Here is a 17,061-nt window from a genome sequence, read left to right on the forward strand (position 1 = left end):
CTTGCCGCCCGGACGAAGGCGTGGCCACCCGCTCCGAGGACCGCGCAACCCCCGGCCCGGACCAGGGGGACCCCTACCGCACCGACGACCACACCACCTCCCACCCGGACGAACGCACGGCCACCGACCCGGACGAACGCGCAATCCCCGGCCCGGACGAGGGGCCCTCCCACCCGGACGACCACTCACTCTCCCGCTCCCACGAGCACGCGCCCTCCGGCCCCCACGAGCACGCGCCCTCCAGCCCGCACGACCACGCGCCCTCCAGCCCGCACGACCACGCGCCCTCCAGCCCCCACGACCACGCGCCCTCCGGGCCCCACGAGCACGCGCCCTCCGGCTCCGGCGAACGTGTGACCCCCGGCTCCGACGAAGGAGACGGCGCCGACGTGGCCTCTCGGCCGGACGAGCGGGCGGCCGCCGGGCGGCGTTGGCGGGCCGTGCAGCTCGGGGGGTGCGGGGCGTTGTTGGCGGTCGCGCTGACCGGGGGCGCGATCGCGCTGGGCGCGGATCCGGCGCCCGCTTCGGTGCCGGTCGCCTCCAGGGCCGTGGACCCTGGTGTCCTCGGCGGCGCGGACTTGGACGCGAGCATCGCCGCCCTCCAGGCACACCTGCGGTCCCAGCCCAAGGACTCCGGCGGCTGGGCCACGCTCGGGCTGGCCTACGTGGAACAGGCGCGGACCAAGGGCGACCCCTCCCGGTACCCGCAGGCGGAGCAGGCGCTGCGGCGGTCGCTCTCCCTCGCCCCGGGCAACGACCAGGCGCTGGCCGGCCGTGCCGCCCTCGCCGCCGCCCGGCACGATTTCACCGGCGCCCTGACCTACGCGGACCGGGCGCTTCGGCAGAACCCGTACAGCGAGCGCGCGCTGTCCTCCCGTATCGACGCCCTGGTCGAACTCGGCCGGTACGCCGAGGCGTCGAAGGCCGCCGCGACCGCCGACGCGCGCAAGCCGGGCGTGCCGGTCTTCACGCGGTACGCGTACGTGCACGAGCTGCGCGGGGACGGGACCACGGCACGCCGGGTTCTCCAGCAGGCGCTGTCCGCGGCCACCTCGCCCGGCGACACGGCGTACGTGTCCGCGCAGCTCGGTCAACTTGCCTGGAACCAGGGCGACCACACGTCGGCCCTCACCTACTACGCCCGTGCCCTCGCCGCGGACGACGGCTACCTGCCGGCGCTGGAGGGCCGGGCCCGCGCGCAGGCGGCGAGCGGTGACCGCACCGCGGCGATCAGGGGGCTGGAGGCGGTGGTCTCCCGGTATCCGCTGCCCGGCCCGCTCGTCGCACTGGGTGAGCTGTACGAGGCGCGGGGCGCGGCCGGCGACCGGGCACGAGCCCGGCGGCAGTACGCCCTGGTGGACGCGTGGACCGCCCTGGCCCGTGCCAACGGCGTCAACGCGGACCTGGACACGGCTCTGGCCGCCGCCGACCACGGCGACAAGGCTGCCGCACTGCGGGCGGCCCGCGCCGAATGGGCCCGCCGGCAAACCGTGCACACGGCGGACGCCCTCGCCTGGGCGCTCCACGTCAATGGCCGTGACGCCGAGGCCCTGTCGTACGCCCGCACGGCCACGGCCACCGGCTACCGCAACGCCGCCTTCCTCTACCACCGCGGCATGATCGAGCTGGCCACGGGCCACCGCACGGGCGGCCGCGCCTCGCTCACCTCGGCCCTGAGACTGAACCCCGGCTTCTCCCCGCTCGGCGCCGCGCGGGCCCGCGAGGCTCTGGAGGGTACGGAGTGAAGCCGCGTCTGCTCCTCGTCCTCCTCGCCGTGTGCGCCGCCGCGCTTCTCCCGGCCGGCACCGCGAGCGCGCACCCCCTCGGCAACTTCACCGTCAACCGCTACGACGGTCTGGTCGTCGCTCCCGGACAGCTGCGCGTCGACCATGTGGAGGACCTCGCCGAGATCCCGGCGACCCAGGCCGGGCCCGAGCTGGAGCGGCTGGGCCTGACGGCGTGGGCCCGGCAGCGGTGTGCCCGGGCCGCCGAGGAGAGCGGGCTCACCGTCGGCGGGCGTCCGGCCACGCTTTCCGCCGCCGGCGGCACGGCACGGTTGCGCCCCGGTCAGGCCGGTCTGCACACCCTCCGCGTGGAGTGCCGGCTGACCGCTCCGCTCCCCCGGGGCGCCGTCGCCCTCGGCTTCCGCGGAGCCGGTGCGTCCGGCGGGCCCGGCTGGCGGGAGATCACCGCGCGCGGCGACCGGATGACGCTCACCGCGACGGACGTGCCGAAGACGTCGGTCTCGCACGAACTGACCGCCTACCCCCAGGATTTGCTGTCCTCCCCCGCCGACGACGCCGCCGCCTCCCTGCGGGTGCGCCCCGGCGGCCCGGCACTCGCCGAGGAACGGCAGGACGCCCCGGGCGCCGGAGTGCTGCCCAGGGGCGCCGACCGCTGGACCCAGGCCCTGGACGACCTGGTGGCCCGCCGTGACCTCACCGTCGGCTTCGCCGCGCTGGCGCTGCTCATCGCGGTCGCCCTGGGTGCGCTGCACGCCCTCGCGCCGGGCCACGGCAAGACCCTGATGGCCGCGACGGCGGCGGCGCGCGGAGGCCGGGCACGGCTGCGGGACGTGCTGCCCCTGGCCGCCTCGGTGACGGTGACCCACACCTTCGGCGTGGTCGCCCTGGGACTGCTCGTCACGGCCGGTTCCGCCGCCACGCCCTCGGTGATCGCCTGGCTGGGCATCGCGAGCGGCGCCCTGGTGCTCGCGGCCGGCGCGGGCCTCGTACGCCGGGCCTGGCGCGACCGCGCGCACGCGCACCCGCACCCGCACCCCCATGAGGAAGCCGGGGAACGCCCCTTGGCCCTGGTCGGTGCGCACCCGGAGGCTGCCCGTGCCGATCACCCCGCGCACCACGACGGACCAGGCCACCCTCACCGAAGCCACGGTCACCACGGGAACCACCACCAGCACGGCGGTGTGGTGCACACCCACGGAGGCCACACCCACATCCACCCCACCGCACCCACTGTCCGCGGCACGATCCTGCTCGGGTTCGCCGGGGGTCTGGTGCCCAGCCCCTCCGCCGTGGTCGTCCTGGTCGGCGCGGCAGCACTCGGCAAGGCCTGGTTCGGGCTGCTGCTCGTCGTGGCGTACGGGGCCGGTCTGGCGCTGACGCTCACCGCGGCCGGGTTCGCCGTCGTCCGGCTGGGGTCGGGGGTGACCCGGGCGCTGGAGCGGCGCCCGCGCTGGACCGCGCACCCGCTCGCCGCCCTGGTGCGCCGGACGCTACCGCTCGTCTCCGCGCTGGTCGTCGTCGCGCTGGGTACGGGATTGATGCTCGAGGGGGCCGCATCCGCGCTCGGTTGAGCTACTTTTGTGGAGGATTCGCGCGAGATGCCTTGGGGGCGCCCGTGTCCGAAGAGCCGGGCCGCGAACGTGTGATCGCGGGCCGCTACCGTCTGCTGTCCCCGCTGGGCGAGGGCGGCATGGGGACGGTGTGGCGCGCCCGTGACGAGGTGCTGCAGCGCGAGGTGGCCGTCAAGGAGGTCCGGGCACCGGCCGGGCTGCCCGCCGCGGACGTCGAGCGGCTGTACGCACGTCTGGAGCGCGAGGCGTGGGCGGCGGCCCGGGTCGCGAACCGCAACGTGGTCACCGTGTACGACGTGGCGCTGGAGGGCGGCCGGCCCTGGATCGTGATGGAGCTGGTACGTGGGCAGTCCCTCGCCGACCGGTTGGAGGCGCAGGGCCCCCTGCCCCCGCAGCGGGCCGCGCACATCGGTGCCGAGGTGCTGTCCGCGCTGCGCGGCGCGCACGCCGCCGGGGTGCTGCACCGGGATGTGAAGCCGGCCAATGTGCTGCTCGCCGACGACGGCCGGGTGGTCCTGACCGATTTCGGGATCGCCACGGTCGAGGGCAGTTCCGCGCTGACCATGACCGGCGAGGTGATCGGTTCGCCGGAATTCCTGGCGCCGGAGCGGGCGTTGGGGCGTACGCCGGGCCCCGAGTCGGATCTGTGGTCGCTGGGTGTGCTGCTGTACGCGGCGGTCGAGGGCGTCTCGCCGTTCCGGCAGGACACCCCGCTGAGCACCCTGCGGGCCGTGGTGGACGAGGAGTTGCCGCCTCCGCGCCGGGCCGGGCCGCTCGCGCCGGTGATCGCCGGGCTGCTGCGCAAGGACCCGGCCGAACGGCTGTCCGCGGAGCGGGCGGAACGGGAGTTGCGGGTGGTCGCGGCGGGCGGGGTGCCCGGGGCGGACACGCTGCCGGCGTCGTACGCTCCGACCGTGGCGGCCCGGCCCTCGCGGGCGCAGCCGTCCCGCACGCCGCCGATGCCGCTGCCCACGGGATACCCGGACCCCGGGACCACGGCCGCGGAGCCGGGTGCGCGGCCGGAGCGGGACCGGCGTGCCGCCCTGGTCCTGGTCGCGGGTGTGCTCGCGGTCGTCCTCGCGCTGGCGGGGCTGACGTACGCGCTGCTCGACCGGAACGGCGGGAGCGGCGAGGGGAACGGCACCGCGAGCACCGGCCGGGCGAGCGGCGGTGTGCCCTCTCCCTCGGCGAGCGGCACCACCGAGTCGGACACCGCGGCGCCCACGCCCACGCACAACAGCCCTTCGGCGAGCAGCGAGCCGGCCCAGTCCGTGCACGTCACCCTGACCGGCAGTCACCCGAGGTACTCCGGGGCGTGTCCGCCGCCGACCGCCCAGGCACCCGCGTTCACCGCGGCGTTCACGGTGGGGCACCTGCCCGCGGCGGTGGAGTACCGGTGGGTACTGGCGCACGGGTCGGTGTCGGACCCGGGGTGGAAGACGCTGTCCTTCCCGGCCGGCGGCGGGAGGACGGAGCGGGTGCGGCTGACCGTGACGGCGTACCCCGAAGGCCTGGCCGGCGGGACGATCGAGAACGAGATCAGCGTGGAGGTGCGCGGTCCGGTGCGCACCGCGTCGGAGCCGGTGCCGTTCTCGGTGACCTGCACGCCGACGGAGACCCCGTCGGACGGGGCCTCCGCCTCTGCCTCGGGCTCGCCCGGAAGTTCACCCTGACCGGCGAGCCCGTACGGGTCAGGCCGCGTTCGTGAGCACCGGCAGATAGCCGCCGGACTGGCCGGCCGCGGTGGGGTGGTACGACTCGCCGATGTCGAGCCAGTTGACGCTGTGCAGCCAGGAGTTGCTGGAGCAGATCTCGTGGCCGGAGAACGTGGTGCGGACGTCGCCGAAGACGAAGTTGTGCGCGGTGGCGCGGGTCCTGATGGTGGCGTTGAGGGTGTCGGAGGCGTCGTTGATGGCGGACCGCTTGGTCTCGGAGAGACCGAGGCAGCTCTGGCCGAGCAGGTAGAAGCGGGGGTAGCCGATGACGACCACCCGGGCGGACGGGGCTTTGGCGCTGATCGTGTTGTAGACGGTGTCCAGCTTGCCGGGGAGCGTGTTGGTGACGTACGCCTTCGCCGTGTTGATCTTGGAGATGCAGGCGCTGTCGGACTGGATCACACAGGTCGTCATGACGTCGGCGAAGCCGGCGTCGTTGCCGCCGATGGTGAGGGACACCAGTGAGGTGGAGGAGTTCAGGGAGCCGAGCTGGCCCGCGAGCACGTCGTCCGTCGTGGCGCCCGAACAGGCGTTGAAGGCGAACGAGGCCGGGCTGTGGGCGGCGTTCCACAGGTACGGGTACGCCTTCGTACTGCGGTCACAGCTGCCGCTGGTGCTGATGTAGCTGCCGGAGCCCACTCCGGAGGAGTAGGAGTCGCCGAGGGCCACATAGCCACCGGTCGCGGCCGTCGAGGAGGCCTGCGCCGAAGCGGCCCCGGTGAGACCGAGGCCGGCGGCGAGGAGGAGCGAGGTCACGAATCCGGTAAGTCGGGAACGTCTCATGGAACCTCCCTTTAGCAGGATCTCTGCCATAACTTTCGTAGCAACTACGCGTGTTGACGGGAAGTGTTCATGCCAAGACTTTTGTGATCTCAACAGGATCGACCCGAGACGTTCACTGTTCATGTATTGCATGTTCATGTCAGATATGGTGACACCTCGTCAACGAATCGGCCCAGGGCCCCTCCAGGCGCCGGGGGGGGAACGGTTGTTCAACGAGGGGCCGTCGTCTTGACGGCCCGCATAGGACTGCGCCACATTGAAGCCCGGCATCCGGCGCTTCGGGGGGCAAAGTCGCCAATGCAGACCTTAGGTATCAAGACACCTTCACCAGACGGCGCCGCAACGGACACCGAGGGCACACGGAAAGGTCCGGGGAGGGACCTGTCGCCGCTGCTCGCGGGCGCCGCGACCGCTGTCGGAGCGGTCGGCGCACTGCTCGCGCTCATCGATTCCGCTTCGCCGCTGCGCGGCCCGTGCACGCTGTTCTTCCTGCTCATGGCGCCGGCCGTGGCCATCGCCGCGGCCTTGCGGGGGCTGGATCCCTTCGGCCGGGCAGTGTGCGCCCTTGCGGGCGCGGTGGTGGTCGACATGCTGGTTGCCCAGGGCATGCTGGCCGTGCACCGCTGGTCGGTCCACGGCGGGGTGGTCGCGGTGACCGTGCTGAGCCTGGCTGTTCTCCTCCTGGTTCTCCTCCGGGAACGAATTTCCGGAAAACGCGCACAGGAGTGAACGACTTGGGCCAAAGTTGTGTAACGGCCAAACCAACAAAAAAGTGAGGCAGCCGTCCAGGTCTTGCCTTTCGGCATCAATCGTCAATACCGTCATACATCTCACCCGCACCGGCACGTCGAACCACGGCTCCAGGGGAGGGCTCAGGGCCGCGGCGTCTCCGGCGCGGGGCGCGGTAGGGGGGTGCCGTGCTCGGTGACCGCAACGGTGACCGAGCCGTGCCGCGCGACCGGCTGCCGTTTTTCTCCAACAGGCCGGCCAGCTTTGCCAGCTCGTCTGCGGGCACGGAGACCGATGCACCGTACCGAAGATGAGAACCCCCCTTTCGAACCGGACACACAGCCGGGCCGCCCAGGGGAGGGCGGCCCACCGGACGAGAGGGAAAAGACTCATGAGTTCTGTTCTGCGCCCGCCGAGTTCGGGTCACGATCCTTCGATCGCCGCCCACTACCGGCCCATTTCCTCGCACCTGGCGATCACTCCGCCGGTGAGCGTGGTGATTCCCGCCATGAACGAGGCGGAGAATCTGCCGTACGTCTTCAAGACGCTTCCCGACTGGATCCACGAAGTCGTGCTCGTGGACGGCGATTCCACCGACGACACCGTCGAAGTGGCCCGTTCCCTGTGGCCGGACGTGAAGGTCGTCGAACAGCGCGGCAAGGGCAAGGGGGATGCCCTGATCACCGGGTTCGAGGCCTGCAGCGGCGACATCATCGTGATGGTCGACGCGGACGGTTCGGCCGACGGCAACGAGATCGTGTCGTACGTCTCCGCGCTGGTCTCCGGCGCCGACTTCGCCAAGGGTTCACGCTTCGCCAACGGCGGCGGCACGGACGACATGACCTTCATCCGCAAGCTCGGCAACTGGGCGCTGTGCACCGTCGTCAACCGCAAGTTCGGCGCCCGCTACACCGATCTCTGCTACGGCTACAACGCGTTCTGGCGGCACTGCCTGGACAAGATCGACCTCGACTGCACCGGTTTCGAGGTCGAGACGCTGATGAACATCAGAGTGGTCAAGGCGGGGCTGAAGGTGCAGGAGATCCCCAGCCACGAGTATCTGCGCATCCACGGCACGAGCAATCTGCGGGCCGTTCGGGACGGACTGCGGGTGCTGAAGGTGATCCTCGCGGAGCGCTCCAACCGGCGTGACCTGCGCCGGCGCACGCACCGCTCGCCGCAGGCGTACACCGGGCGGGGAGAGGTGTCTTGAGAGATCCCGGCATCTCCGTCGTGATCTGCGTGTACACCGAGGACCGCTGGGAGGACATCCTCGCGGCGGTCGCCTCGGTGCGCGCGCAGTCGTATCCGGCGCTGGAGACACTCCTGGTCGTGGACCACAACCCGGCCCTGAGGGACCGGCTGGCCCGCGAGTACAAGGAGACCGAGGGCATCCGGGTCCTGCCCAACGCGGGCCCGCGCGGACTGTCGGCCGGGCGCAACACCGGCATCGCCGCCTCCCACGGCGAGGTGATCGCCTTCCTGGACGACGACGCCGTGGCCGAACGGGAGTGGCTGCGCCGCTTCGCCGAGGGGTACGCCGACCCCCGTGTGCTGGCGGTCGGCGGCCGGACGGTACCCGTCTGGGCGTCGGGCCGGCGGCCCGTGTGGTTCCCGGAGGAGTTCGACTGGGTGGTGGGCTGCACCTACAAGGGGCTGCCGCCGGGCCGCGTCCGGGTCCGCAACGTCCTGGGCGGGAACGCCTCCTTCCGGCGCACGGCGTTCGAGGTGGCGGGCGGCTTCGCCACCGGCATCGGCCGCGACGGCGACCGCCGCCCGCTCGGCTGCGAGGAGACGGAGCTGTGCATCCGCCTGACCCGGGCCCGCCCCGACGCCGTGCTGCTCATCGACGACCGCGCGGTCATCCACCACCGGGTGCCCGGACCCCGCGAGCACTTCGCCTACTTCCGCACCCGCACCTACGCCGAGGGGCTGTCCAAGGCCCTGGTCGCCCGGAGCGTCGGCGCCGGCAAGGGCCTGGAGTCCGAACGCCGGTACACCACCCGGGTGCTGCCGGCCGGGGTCGTCCGTGGCCTGCGGGACACCCTGCTCGGCCGGCCGGGCGGGGCGGGACGCGCGGGCGCGATCGTCGCGGGGGTGCTGATCGCCGCCGGCGGCTATGCGGTGGGCAGCCTGCGGACGCGGCATGCCGGGACGACGTTCCGCGTCACGCGGATCGAGGGTACGGCCCCGGACGGCGCGGACCGGCCCTCGGCAGCGGGCCTCGAGGGGAACGCCCATGAGTGACGTGCCCGTGCCCATCCTCATGTACCACTCCGTCGCGGCCGCTCCCAACGACGCCACCCGTGCCCTGTCGGTCGCGCCGGAGGCCTTCGCGGAACAGATGGCGCTCATCGGCGGCCTGGGCCTGACCCCGGTCACCACCGCCGATCTCGCGGCCCGCTGGCGCTCCGGCCGCCCGCTGCCCGCCCGGCCGGTGCTGATCACCTTCGACGACGGCTACGAGGGCGTGCACCGGCACGCCCTGCCCGCGCTCGCCGAGCACGGCTTCCCGGCCACACTGTTCGTCTCCACCGGCTGGATCAGGGGCGCGTACGACACCGGGGGCGGCCTCGACACCATGCTCGACTGGCGGCAGGTGCGCGAACTGGCGTCCGCCGGTGTGGAGATCGGCGGGCACAGCCACACCCACCCGCAGCTCGACCAGCTCGGCGACGGCGACCTGCACACGGAGCTGACCCGCTGCACGCGAATCGTCGCGGACGAAGTCGGTGCCCGCCCGCTGTCGTTCGCCTACCCGTACGGCTACTCGAGCCGCCGGGTCCGCCAGGCCGTGCGCGCGACCGGGTACGCCCAGGCGCTCGCCGTCGGCAACGGCCTGGCCCGCCGCCGCCAGGGCCCGTACGCACTGCACCGCGTCACCGTCCGCCGCGGCACGGGCCTCGAGGAGTTCGAGCGGCTGCTCGAAGGCCGCGCCGTCGCCCGCAACTTCGCCCGGGACCGTGCCCTCACCAAGGGGTACGCCCTCGTCCGCAGAGCCCGCCAGGTCCGCCGGAAGGCCATCCGTTCCCGTGTCTGACACGACCACCACAACCGAGGCCGAGACGCCCGGCGCCGAGGCGCCCGTGAAGACCCGGCGCCGTCTGCGGCTGCCCGGGACGGGCCGGTCCTCCGGCGCCAGCCCGCTGTTCCGCAACGCCTACGCGCTGATGCTCAACACCGGCATCTCCGCCGTCCTCGGGCTCGGCTTCTGGCTGGCCGCGGCACGCTACTACTCCGAGTCGGCGGTCGGCCAGGGCTCGGCCGCCATCGCCGCGATGAAGCTGCTCGCCGGGCTCACCGCGGTGACCCTGACCGGTGCCCTGGCCCGCTTCATCCCGGTGTCCGGGGACCGCACCGGCCGGCTCGTCCTGCGTACGTACGCGGGCAGTTCGCTGATCGTCGCCCTGGCCGCCGGCCTCTTCCTGCTGACGCTGGACGCGTGGGGGCCGTCGTACCGGTTCCTGCACGGGACGCTGAACGGGCTCGGCTTCATCGCGGCCGTCGCCGCCTGGAACCTGCTCACCCTGCAGGACGGCGTGTTGACCGGACTGCGCAGCGCGCCCTGGGTGCCGGTCGGCAACACCGTGTTCTCGGCGGTGAAGCTGGCCCTGCTCGTCGCGTTCGCCGCCGCCGTCCCGACCACCGGTGTCTTCGTGTCTTGGGTGGCCGCGATCGCCACCTCGGTGCTGCCGCTGGGCTGGCTGGTGTTCCGCCGGCTGGTGCCCCGGCACGTCGAGGCGACGCAGGACCACGCCGATCCGCCGGCCCTCCGGCAGATCGGCAGGTTCCTGGCCGGGGACTACACCGGCTCCCTGTTCTCCCTCGCCGTGGTCTACCTCGTCCCGGTGATCATCGCCGCGCAGGTCAGCTCCGAGGAGAACGCGTACTTCTACATCGCCACCACCATCGGCGGCACGACCAACCTGCTCGCCATCAACATGGGCGCGTCCCTCACGGTCGAGGGCTCGCACGACCCGGCCCGGCTGGCCGCCGACACCCGGGCCGCGCTCCGGCGGATGGCCCGGATCATGCTGCCGATCGCGGGCCTGCTGTTCATCGGCGCGCCCTGGATCCTGGGCGTGTTCGGCGACGGCTACGCGGACGCGGCCACCCCGCTGCTGCGCTGGTTCGCGGTCGGCGCGGTGCTGCGCGTGGTGATGGAGACCTGCTTCGCGGTGCTGCGCGCGCAGAGCCGTACCGCCGAACTCGCCTGGATGCAGGGTCTGTTGTGCGTGCTGGTGCTGGGCCTGACCCTGCTGCTCCTGCCCCGGATGGGGTTGACCGGCGCGGGTGTCGCCGAGATCTCCAGCCTCGCGGTGATCGTGGCGATCGCCGCGCCGAAGCTGTGGAGGACGGTGCGCTCCGCGCCCGCCGCCGTACCCGAGACGGCGGCACCGGACGGGGACCTCACCGACCTGGGGGCGCCGGAGATCCCGAGCGGCTCCCCGGCGCGGAGGCACAGCCCGGCCTGGGCCCTGGACTCCGAGACCCTGGCCCTCGGCCTCCACGTGGACTTCGACCATGTGGAGCGGCGACCGGACGTGCGCCCGGGGCCCGGCACACCGCCCACGGGCACACCGGTGCCCGTGCCCCCGCTGGGGCTGCCGGTGGAGGAGCGGGCACCCGGCACCGAGGCCTCGCCGGGACCGGCGCAGACCGAGTTGCTGAAGGAGCCGGAGGCGGCGGAGATCGACGCACCGTTCACCGAAGGGGAACTCGGCGCGCCGTTCACCGGGGCGGGACTCGACGCGCCCCTCGCGCAGGTCGCCGGACCCGTCGGCGGTGTCCGCGCCCGCTTCACCAAGGCCGCGCCCGGCGCCGCCGCACCGGGGTCCGTACCGGACGAGGCCGTGCCGGAGGACCCGGTGCCGGAGGACCCGGTGCCGGAGGAGCCGCCGGCGCCCGTGTCGCTGCGGGAGCGGGTGCTGCCCACCCGCTCGGGCGTCGTCCTCGGCTGTCTGCTGATCGCCGCGCTGCTGCTGTACTGGGTGCCCGCGCTCCGGCTCGGCGAGGCCGACCTGGACCGGATGGGCGGCCTCGGCCTGGCCTCGGTGCTGCCGCTGCCCACGCTGGTGGGTGCGGCGCTGCTGATCACGGTCTTCGCCGCGCTGCTCTGGCTGCGCCGCGAGCACCGGGCGCTGCTGCTGGTCACGCTGGTGGCGACGGTGGTGTCCCTGCACGCGCTGCCCGCGGTGATCGAGACCATGCCGCGGTTCCCCACGGCGTGGCAGCACCTCGGCTTCATCGACTACATCGACCGCACCGGCTCCGCCGTGCCGGACCTGGACGCCCGCTGGAGCTGGCCGGGCTTCTTCGCCGTGGCCGCGTTCGTCGGCAGGGCCTGCGGGGTCACCGACTTCACGGAGATCATCCGCTGGTGGCCGACCGCCGTCCAACTGGCCTACCTGGCCCCGATGTTCCTGCTCACCAGGTCGCTGCGAGCGAGCTGGCGGGCGAAGTGGACCGGCATCTGGATCTTCGTGCTGAGCGGCTGGGTCGGCCAGGACTACTTCTCCCCCCAGGGCTTCACCTATCTGCTGTACCTGGTCTTCGTGGCGATCCTGCTGGTCTGGTTCCGCCCGCCACGCGTCATCTGGAGCAGAATCCGGCCCGGCGAGGCCGAGGTGGAGCCCACCGACCGGCGTCAACGGGCCGTGCTGCTGCTGGTGTTGATCGGCCTGTACGCGGCGAGCGTCCCCGCGCACCAGCTCACCCCGTTCGTGATGCTCGGCGTGCTGGCCGCCCTGGTGCTGTGCGGCCGGTCCGAACTGCGTGGCCTGCCCCTGCTGTTCGCGGTGCTGGTCGCGGCCTGGGTCGGCTTCATGGCCGAGCCGTACTGGTCCGGTCACTTCGACGACCTTTTCGGCGGGGTCGGCGGGGTCGGCGGCAATGTCTCGACCTCCGTCTCCGGCCGTATCGAGGGCGGGAGTTCGACGCACAAGCTGGTGCTGTACACCAGGGTGCTGCTGGCCGGCTCGGTGCTGGGCCTGGCCTGCTGGGGCTGGTGGCGGCGCCGCTTCCACAAGTACCGCGAACGCTCCCTGCTGATCCTGACCTTCGTGCCGTTCCTGGGGTTCGGCATGCAGTCGTACGGCGGTGAGATGGCGCTGCGCGTCTTCATGTTCGCCGTGCCGGGCGCTGCTCTGCTGGGTGCCCTCGCCCTCTTCCCGCGCACCGGCGTCACCGCCGGGGAACGCTCCCGGGACCGGGTGAGTCTGGCCCCGGTGGCCGCGCTGCTCGCCGGGCTGCTGCTGATGGGCGGCTTCCTGGTGGCCCGCTGGGGCAACGAGCCGTTCGAGCGGATCCGGCCGGGCGAGGTGGCGGCCATGGACTGGGTGTACGCCCACGACACGCCGACGGCACGGCTGCTGTGGCTGAGCCAGGACCCGGTCAACGACGTGACGCCGGCGATGCCGTGGGGCGCGCGGGACATGGAGCGGGTCACCTATGTGCCGACCCTGGCGCCGACCGACCCGGTGCTGGTTTCGGGTCTGGTCAAGGCGCTCAAGGACGCGGGCCCGAACGCGTACCTGATGATCAACCGGAGCCAGGTGACCTATCTGGAGCTGGACGCGGGCTACTCGGCGACCTGGGAGACCCGGCTGATCGAGAACCTGGACGACCGGCAGCAGCTGACGAAGGTCATGGTCAACGAGGACGTCACCCTGTACGCGCTGCGCGAGCGGCCGGCGGGCCCGGTGCCGCAGCCGGCGCCGGGGCCGATCGGGCCGCAGGTGACGTGGACGCCGTGGTCGGTGGTCGGCGCGCTGGCCACCGTCGTCCTGATCCTGCTGCTGGCCGCCCGTGAGGTGGTGCGGGTCGCGGTCCGGCCGAGCGTGCGCCGGCTCCGGCTGCTGCAGGGCGGTTTCTGGTTCGCGCTGCCGCTGCTCGCGGTGGTGCTGGCCTCGCTGGTGCAGCGGTTCCTGACGATGAAGTGACGGGGGGTGCGGGGCTCAGCGGTCGAGCCACTTCACCTCGTAGGCGTGCATGTCGAACCGCTTGCCGTCGACCTGGGCGCTGATCGTCCGGCCGAGGGTGTTGACCACCAGGACGGCCGTGTCGGTGGCCAGCACCCGGACGTTGGGCCTGTCGTCCGCGGCGACGGGTACCGAGGCGTACCTCGTCCCCGGCGGGAACGCCTTGGCGAACCTGGAGACCAGGTCGTACATGGGCAGTTCCCGGCCGCCGCCGGCGCTGTCGGTCGGGGTCCACAGGCAGCCGGCGCAGGCGCCCGTCCTCGCTTCCGGGTTCCAGTAGAAGCCGGTGTCGGCGCCGCCCTTCGCTATGGCGATCATCCCGGTGGCCTGGACGGCCACGCGGTGCGGTTCGGACCAGCCCTTGCGCTCGTCGTCGCCGTCGCCGGGCTCCACGTAGTACTCGGCCCACCACAGGGGCAGGTCGTGGGTCTGCCGCCGTACCCACTCGCCGACCGCGGTGAGTTTGCCGGTGGCCGCGAACTCGTCCGGCAGCAGCTCGTCGTCGCGGGTGTAGCTGGAGCCGTCGACCACCGCGAAGTCGGCACCCGCCTTGTGCGTGTTCCAGTACGCGAAGGCGTCCAGGGCCCGCTGGTCCATGGCGCCCCAGGGGCCCTTGAGGGCGGTGGAGGCGTTCGCGTCGCGCGGGTCCACGCTGTCCATGGACAGGTACGGCCCGCCGACCATGACGTCCTTGTCGACCTTCTTGAGCGCCTTGTACACGAGGTTGTACATCCTGGTGTAGCCCTCGTAGTCCCAGCGGGCCTCGGTGTCGTTCCAGAAGCCCTTGAACTCGTTCCAGACGATGAAGTGCCGCACGTCCGGGTAGCGCCGGGCGACGGTCGCGGCGAGGTCGGCGAAGTCCTGGTAGTGGGCGGGGGTGGGGGCGGTCTCCAGGGCGGCCTGGCTCCAGTCCGTGGAACCGGCCCCGGCCTTGCCGCCCTTCATCCAGTCCGGGGAGCAGCACAGCGTGATCACCGGGGTGCCGCCGGAGGCGCGGACGAAGTCGATCCGGCGGTCCAGCGCGCCGAAGTCGTAGCGGCCCTCGACCGGTTCGGGGTTGTCGGCGCCCCAGCCCATGATGTGCTGGTTCTGCGGCAGCCCGCCGCCTTGCCCGAGCAGTCGCTCCACCCGCCGCGTGGCGGCCGTCGCGCCCTGGTCGGCGCTGTACTGGGTGTGGGTGAAGCCCCAGCCGACGTACGGCTGCGGCGCCGCGGCCGGGGTCGCGGGGGTGCCGTGCACCTTGTCGCCGTCACGTGTGGTGCCGGCCGTGCTGGGGCCGCCGGACAGCGTGCTGAACAGGGTCACGACCAGGGCCAGCGCGGCCACACCCACACCGAGCAGGGCGGTGAGCCGCCACCGCCGAGTCTCCACATCCCACCCATGACGTCCCATCAAGGACACAGTAACGGCGGAAGCAGGACAGCGGGCAGGTCTTGGGAACACCCGGAACAGTCTTGGAACACCCGGAACAAGCGGCGGAAATGCCGTGCGCGGAGCGCATCCGTGCCGGATCATGGCGGCATGTCTGCGAACCCACACGACGCTCTGCCGATCCGGCTCAACGTCGACGACTCCGACTCGCCGTCCGACGTCGTCGACGCGCTGTTCCTCGGCCGTTTCGCGACGGGCGAGCAGCCGTACTCGCACGCGGCGAACATCGACCGCGTGCGCTCCGGCGCGACCCTGCTGCCGGACGGCGCCCGCGTGCTGCGGATCGCCCGCGACGACGACCGCAGCGCCACCCTCGCCGAGGGCGAGGGCTGGACCCTGCTGGTCTCCCGCTGGAACCGGGGCGCGGACGTCACGGTCACCGCGACCACCGCCGAGCTGGCGAAGCGGATCCTCGACCAGGCCACGGACGGCGCCGCCGACGAGCCCGAACCGCAGCCCGAGAACGTGACGATGGGCTTCTGGTACGTCTCCCCGAGGCGTGGTCCGCACCGCACCACCCGGCAGATCTCCGCCGGCACCTGGGACGAGGTCCGGCCCAACTACACCGCACCGGTGGCGGACGCCCTGGACCGCCTGATGAAGACGACCCCCGAGGACATCGCGGGCCGGCTGCTCCTCCTGCACGGGCCGCCCGGCACCGGCAAGACCTCGGCGCTGCGCACGCTGGCCCGCTCCTGGCGGGACTGGTGCCAGGTCGACTGCGTGCTCGACCCGGAACGCCTCTTCTCCGACGTCGGCTATCTGATGGACATCGCGATCGGCGAGGACGACGGCGCGGGCAAGGGCCGCTGGCGGCTTCTGCTGCTGGAGGACTGTGACGAGCTGATCCGCGGCGAGGCCCGGCACACGGCGGGCCAGGCCCTGTCCCGGCTGCTCAACCTCACCGACGGCCTGCTCGGCCAGGGCCGCAACGTCCTGGTCGGCGTCACCACCAACGAGGACCTGGAGCGCCTGCATCCGGCCGTGGTCCGCCCCGGCCGCTGCCTGGCCCGTATCGAGGTGGGCCCGCTGACCCGCCAGGAGGCGGTGAACTGGCTCGGCACCGAGGAGGGCGTCGGCCGGGAGGGGGCCACGCTGGCCGAGCTGTACGCGCTGCGCCGGGGCACGACACCGACCTCGGTGCCGGGCGCCCGGGAGGGAGCGGACGCGGGCCTGTACCTGTAGGGCCACGCGGGCCTGCACCCGGAGTGCTTTGATGGTGCTATGACCTTGTTCGTCGGCACCTCGGGGTGGCAGTACAAGGACTGGCGGGACCTCGTCTACCCGGCCGGGGTCCCGGCGCGGTTGTGGCTGGAGGAGTACACCCGGCTCTTCGCGACCGTGGAGATCAACAACGCGTTCTACCGGCTGCCCTCACGCGAGAACTTCGAAGCCTGGCGCGAGCGGGTCCCGCCGGACTTCGTGGTCGCGGTCAAGGCCAGCCGCTACCTCACCCACATCAAGCGCCTCAAGGAGCCCGAGGAACCGGTCCACCGCCTGATGACGCACGCGGCGGGCCTCGGCGACCGGCTGGGGCCGGTCCTGCTCCAGCTCCCGCCCACCCTGCGCGCCGACCCGCCCCTGCTGGACGCCTGCCTGGCCTGCTTCCCGCCCGGTACGCGGGTCGCGGTCGAGGCCCGCCATGACTCCTGGTGGACGCCGGAGGTCCGGAAGGTGCTGGAATCCCGGGCCGCGGCCCTGTGCTGGGCGGACGTCCTGGCGCGCCCGGCCACGCCGCTGTGGCGCACCGCCGACTGGGGCTACGTCCGCTTCCACCAGGGCCGCGCCCAGCCCTGGCCGCGCTACGGGCGCCGTTCCCTGGAGACCTGGGTGGACCGCGTCGCGACCACCTGGTCCGACGAGGAGGACGTGTACGCGTACTTCAACAACGATCCGGGGGGCGCGGCGGTGCAGGACGCGGTGGCCTTCGGGAGGACGGCACGGCGGGCGGGCCTGACGGTGACCCGGCTTCCGGAACCCACGCACCTCCGGTGACCGCTGTCAGCAGCGGCCGCGTCCCGCCCCGCCGACACCCCCACCTCCGCGGCAACCGCGTCCCGCCCCGCCGACACCCTCGCCGGCACCTTCCTCTCCGCCGCAGCGGCGC

At 72.9% G+C, this 17,061-nt stretch carries 12 protein-coding genes; 10 read left to right on the forward strand and 2 right to left on the reverse strand.

Annotated elements, in window-relative coordinates:
* Positions 1-353: 353 nt before the first annotated feature.
* From ACGFRF_RS17780 to ACGFRF_RS17790, 3 genes are read left to right on the forward strand one after another with little or no spacing between them, the layout of a single operon-like run.
* Complete coding sequence (locus tag ACGFRF_RS17780; protein ID WP_393740890.1) at positions 354-1,745, forward strand: tetratricopeptide repeat protein; 1,392 nt, start codon at positions 354-356, stop codon at positions 1,743-1,745.
* Entirely contained in the window at positions 1,742-3,316 is a 1,575-nt protein-coding gene (locus ACGFRF_RS17785; RefSeq protein ID WP_393740800.1) for a nickel transporter, read from the forward strand. The genes ACGFRF_RS17780 and ACGFRF_RS17785 overlap by 4 nt, the downstream gene beginning before the upstream one ends.
* A gap of 44 nt (positions 3,317-3,360) precedes the next feature.
* Positions 3,361-4,989: a protein kinase gene (locus ACGFRF_RS17790; protein ID WP_393740802.1), complete on the forward strand. Its 1,629-nt coding sequence runs from the start codon at positions 3,361-3,363 to the stop codon at positions 4,987-4,989.
* An 18-nt stretch (positions 4,990-5,007) separates the two neighbouring features.
* Here the strand turns inward: ACGFRF_RS17790 and ACGFRF_RS17795 are convergent, their stop codons facing one another.
* Positions 5,008-5,814, reverse strand: a complete 807-nt coding sequence (locus ACGFRF_RS17795) for an SGNH/GDSL hydrolase family protein (RefSeq protein WP_393740804.1) — start codon at positions 5,812-5,814, stop codon at positions 5,008-5,010.
* Positions 5,815-6,111: 297 nt separating this feature from the next.
* Between ACGFRF_RS17795 and ACGFRF_RS17800 the strand changes: the two genes are divergently transcribed.
* The 5 genes from ACGFRF_RS17800 (at position 6,112) to ACGFRF_RS17820 (ending at position 13,484) form a co-directional block, all read left to right on the forward strand.
* Positions 6,112-6,543, forward strand: a complete 432-nt coding sequence (locus ACGFRF_RS17800) for a hypothetical protein (RefSeq protein ID WP_393740806.1) — start codon at positions 6,112-6,114, stop codon at positions 6,541-6,543.
* 391 nt (positions 6,544-6,934) lie between these two features.
* On the forward strand, positions 6,935-7,756 hold the full coding sequence (locus tag ACGFRF_RS17805) for a glycosyltransferase family 2 protein (protein WP_393740808.1): 822 nt from the start codon (positions 6,935-6,937) through the stop codon (positions 7,754-7,756).
* Complete coding sequence (locus tag ACGFRF_RS17810; RefSeq protein WP_393740810.1) at positions 7,753-8,790, forward strand: glycosyltransferase family 2 protein; 1,038 nt, start codon at positions 7,753-7,755, stop codon at positions 8,788-8,790. Before ACGFRF_RS17805 ends, ACGFRF_RS17810 begins: the two co-directional genes overlap by 4 nt.
* On the forward strand, positions 8,783-9,583 hold the full coding sequence (locus ACGFRF_RS17815; protein WP_393740811.1) for a polysaccharide deacetylase family protein: 801 nt from the start codon (positions 8,783-8,785) through the stop codon (positions 9,581-9,583). Before ACGFRF_RS17810 ends, ACGFRF_RS17815 begins: the two co-directional genes overlap by 8 nt.
* Complete coding sequence (locus tag ACGFRF_RS17820; RefSeq protein WP_393740813.1) at positions 9,576-13,484, forward strand: lipopolysaccharide biosynthesis protein; 3,909 nt, start codon at positions 9,576-9,578, stop codon at positions 13,482-13,484. Before ACGFRF_RS17815 ends, ACGFRF_RS17820 begins: the two co-directional genes overlap by 8 nt.
* Before the next feature lie 15 nt (positions 13,485-13,499).
* Here ACGFRF_RS17820 and ACGFRF_RS17825 read toward each other — a convergent pair whose 3' ends face one another.
* Entirely contained in the window at positions 13,500-14,915 is a 1,416-nt protein-coding gene (locus ACGFRF_RS17825; protein WP_393740815.1) for a xylan 1,4-beta-xylosidase, read from the reverse strand.
* Between the two features lie 129 nt (positions 14,916-15,044).
* Here ACGFRF_RS17825 and ACGFRF_RS17830 point away from each other — a divergent pair, with 129 nt between their 5' ends.
* Together ACGFRF_RS17830 and ACGFRF_RS17835 are read left to right on the forward strand one after the other, a co-directional pair.
* A complete protein-coding gene (locus ACGFRF_RS17830; RefSeq protein ID WP_393740817.1) occupies positions 15,045-16,139 on the forward strand; it encodes a DUF5925 domain-containing protein in 1,095 nt (364 codons plus the stop codon).
* 39 nt (positions 16,140-16,178) lie between these two features.
* Positions 16,179-16,949 (forward strand): DUF72 domain-containing protein, encoded by a 771-nt coding sequence (locus ACGFRF_RS17835; protein WP_393740819.1) that lies wholly within the window; start codon positions 16,179-16,181, stop codon positions 16,947-16,949.
* Positions 16,950-17,061: the final 112 nt, after the last annotated feature.

The sequence above is a fragment of the Streptomyces sp. NPDC048521 genome (genome assembly GCF_043199855.1).
Classification (GTDB): Bacteria; Actinomycetota; Actinomycetes; order Streptomycetales; family Streptomycetaceae; genus Streptomyces.

What these genes read in the sequence shown, in the direction of transcription:
- ACGFRF_RS17795 (WP_393740804.1), bottom strand. Translation starts at nt 5,814, where the DNA reads ATGAGACGTTCCCGACTTACCGGATTCGTGACCTCGCTCCTCCTCGCC.
- ACGFRF_RS17800 (WP_393740806.1), top strand. Translation starts at nt 6,112, where the DNA reads ATGCAGACCTTAGGTATCAAGACACCTTCACCAGACGGCGCCGCAACG.
- ACGFRF_RS17805 (WP_393740808.1), top strand. Translation starts at nt 6,935, where the DNA reads ATGAGTTCTGTTCTGCGCCCGCCGAGTTCGGGTCACGATCCTTCGATC.
- ACGFRF_RS17815 (WP_393740811.1), top strand. Translation starts at nt 8,783, where the DNA reads ATGAGTGACGTGCCCGTGCCCATCCTCATGTACCACTCCGTCGCGGCC.
- ACGFRF_RS17825 (WP_393740815.1), bottom strand. Translation starts at nt 14,915, where the DNA reads ATGGGACGTCATGGGTGGGATGTGGAGACTCGGCGGTGGCGGCTCACC.
- ACGFRF_RS17830 (WP_393740817.1), top strand. Translation starts at nt 15,045, where the DNA reads ATGTCTGCGAACCCACACGACGCTCTGCCGATCCGGCTCAACGTCGAC.
- ACGFRF_RS17835 (WP_393740819.1), top strand. Translation starts at nt 16,179, where the DNA reads ATGACCTTGTTCGTCGGCACCTCGGGGTGGCAGTACAAGGACTGGCGG.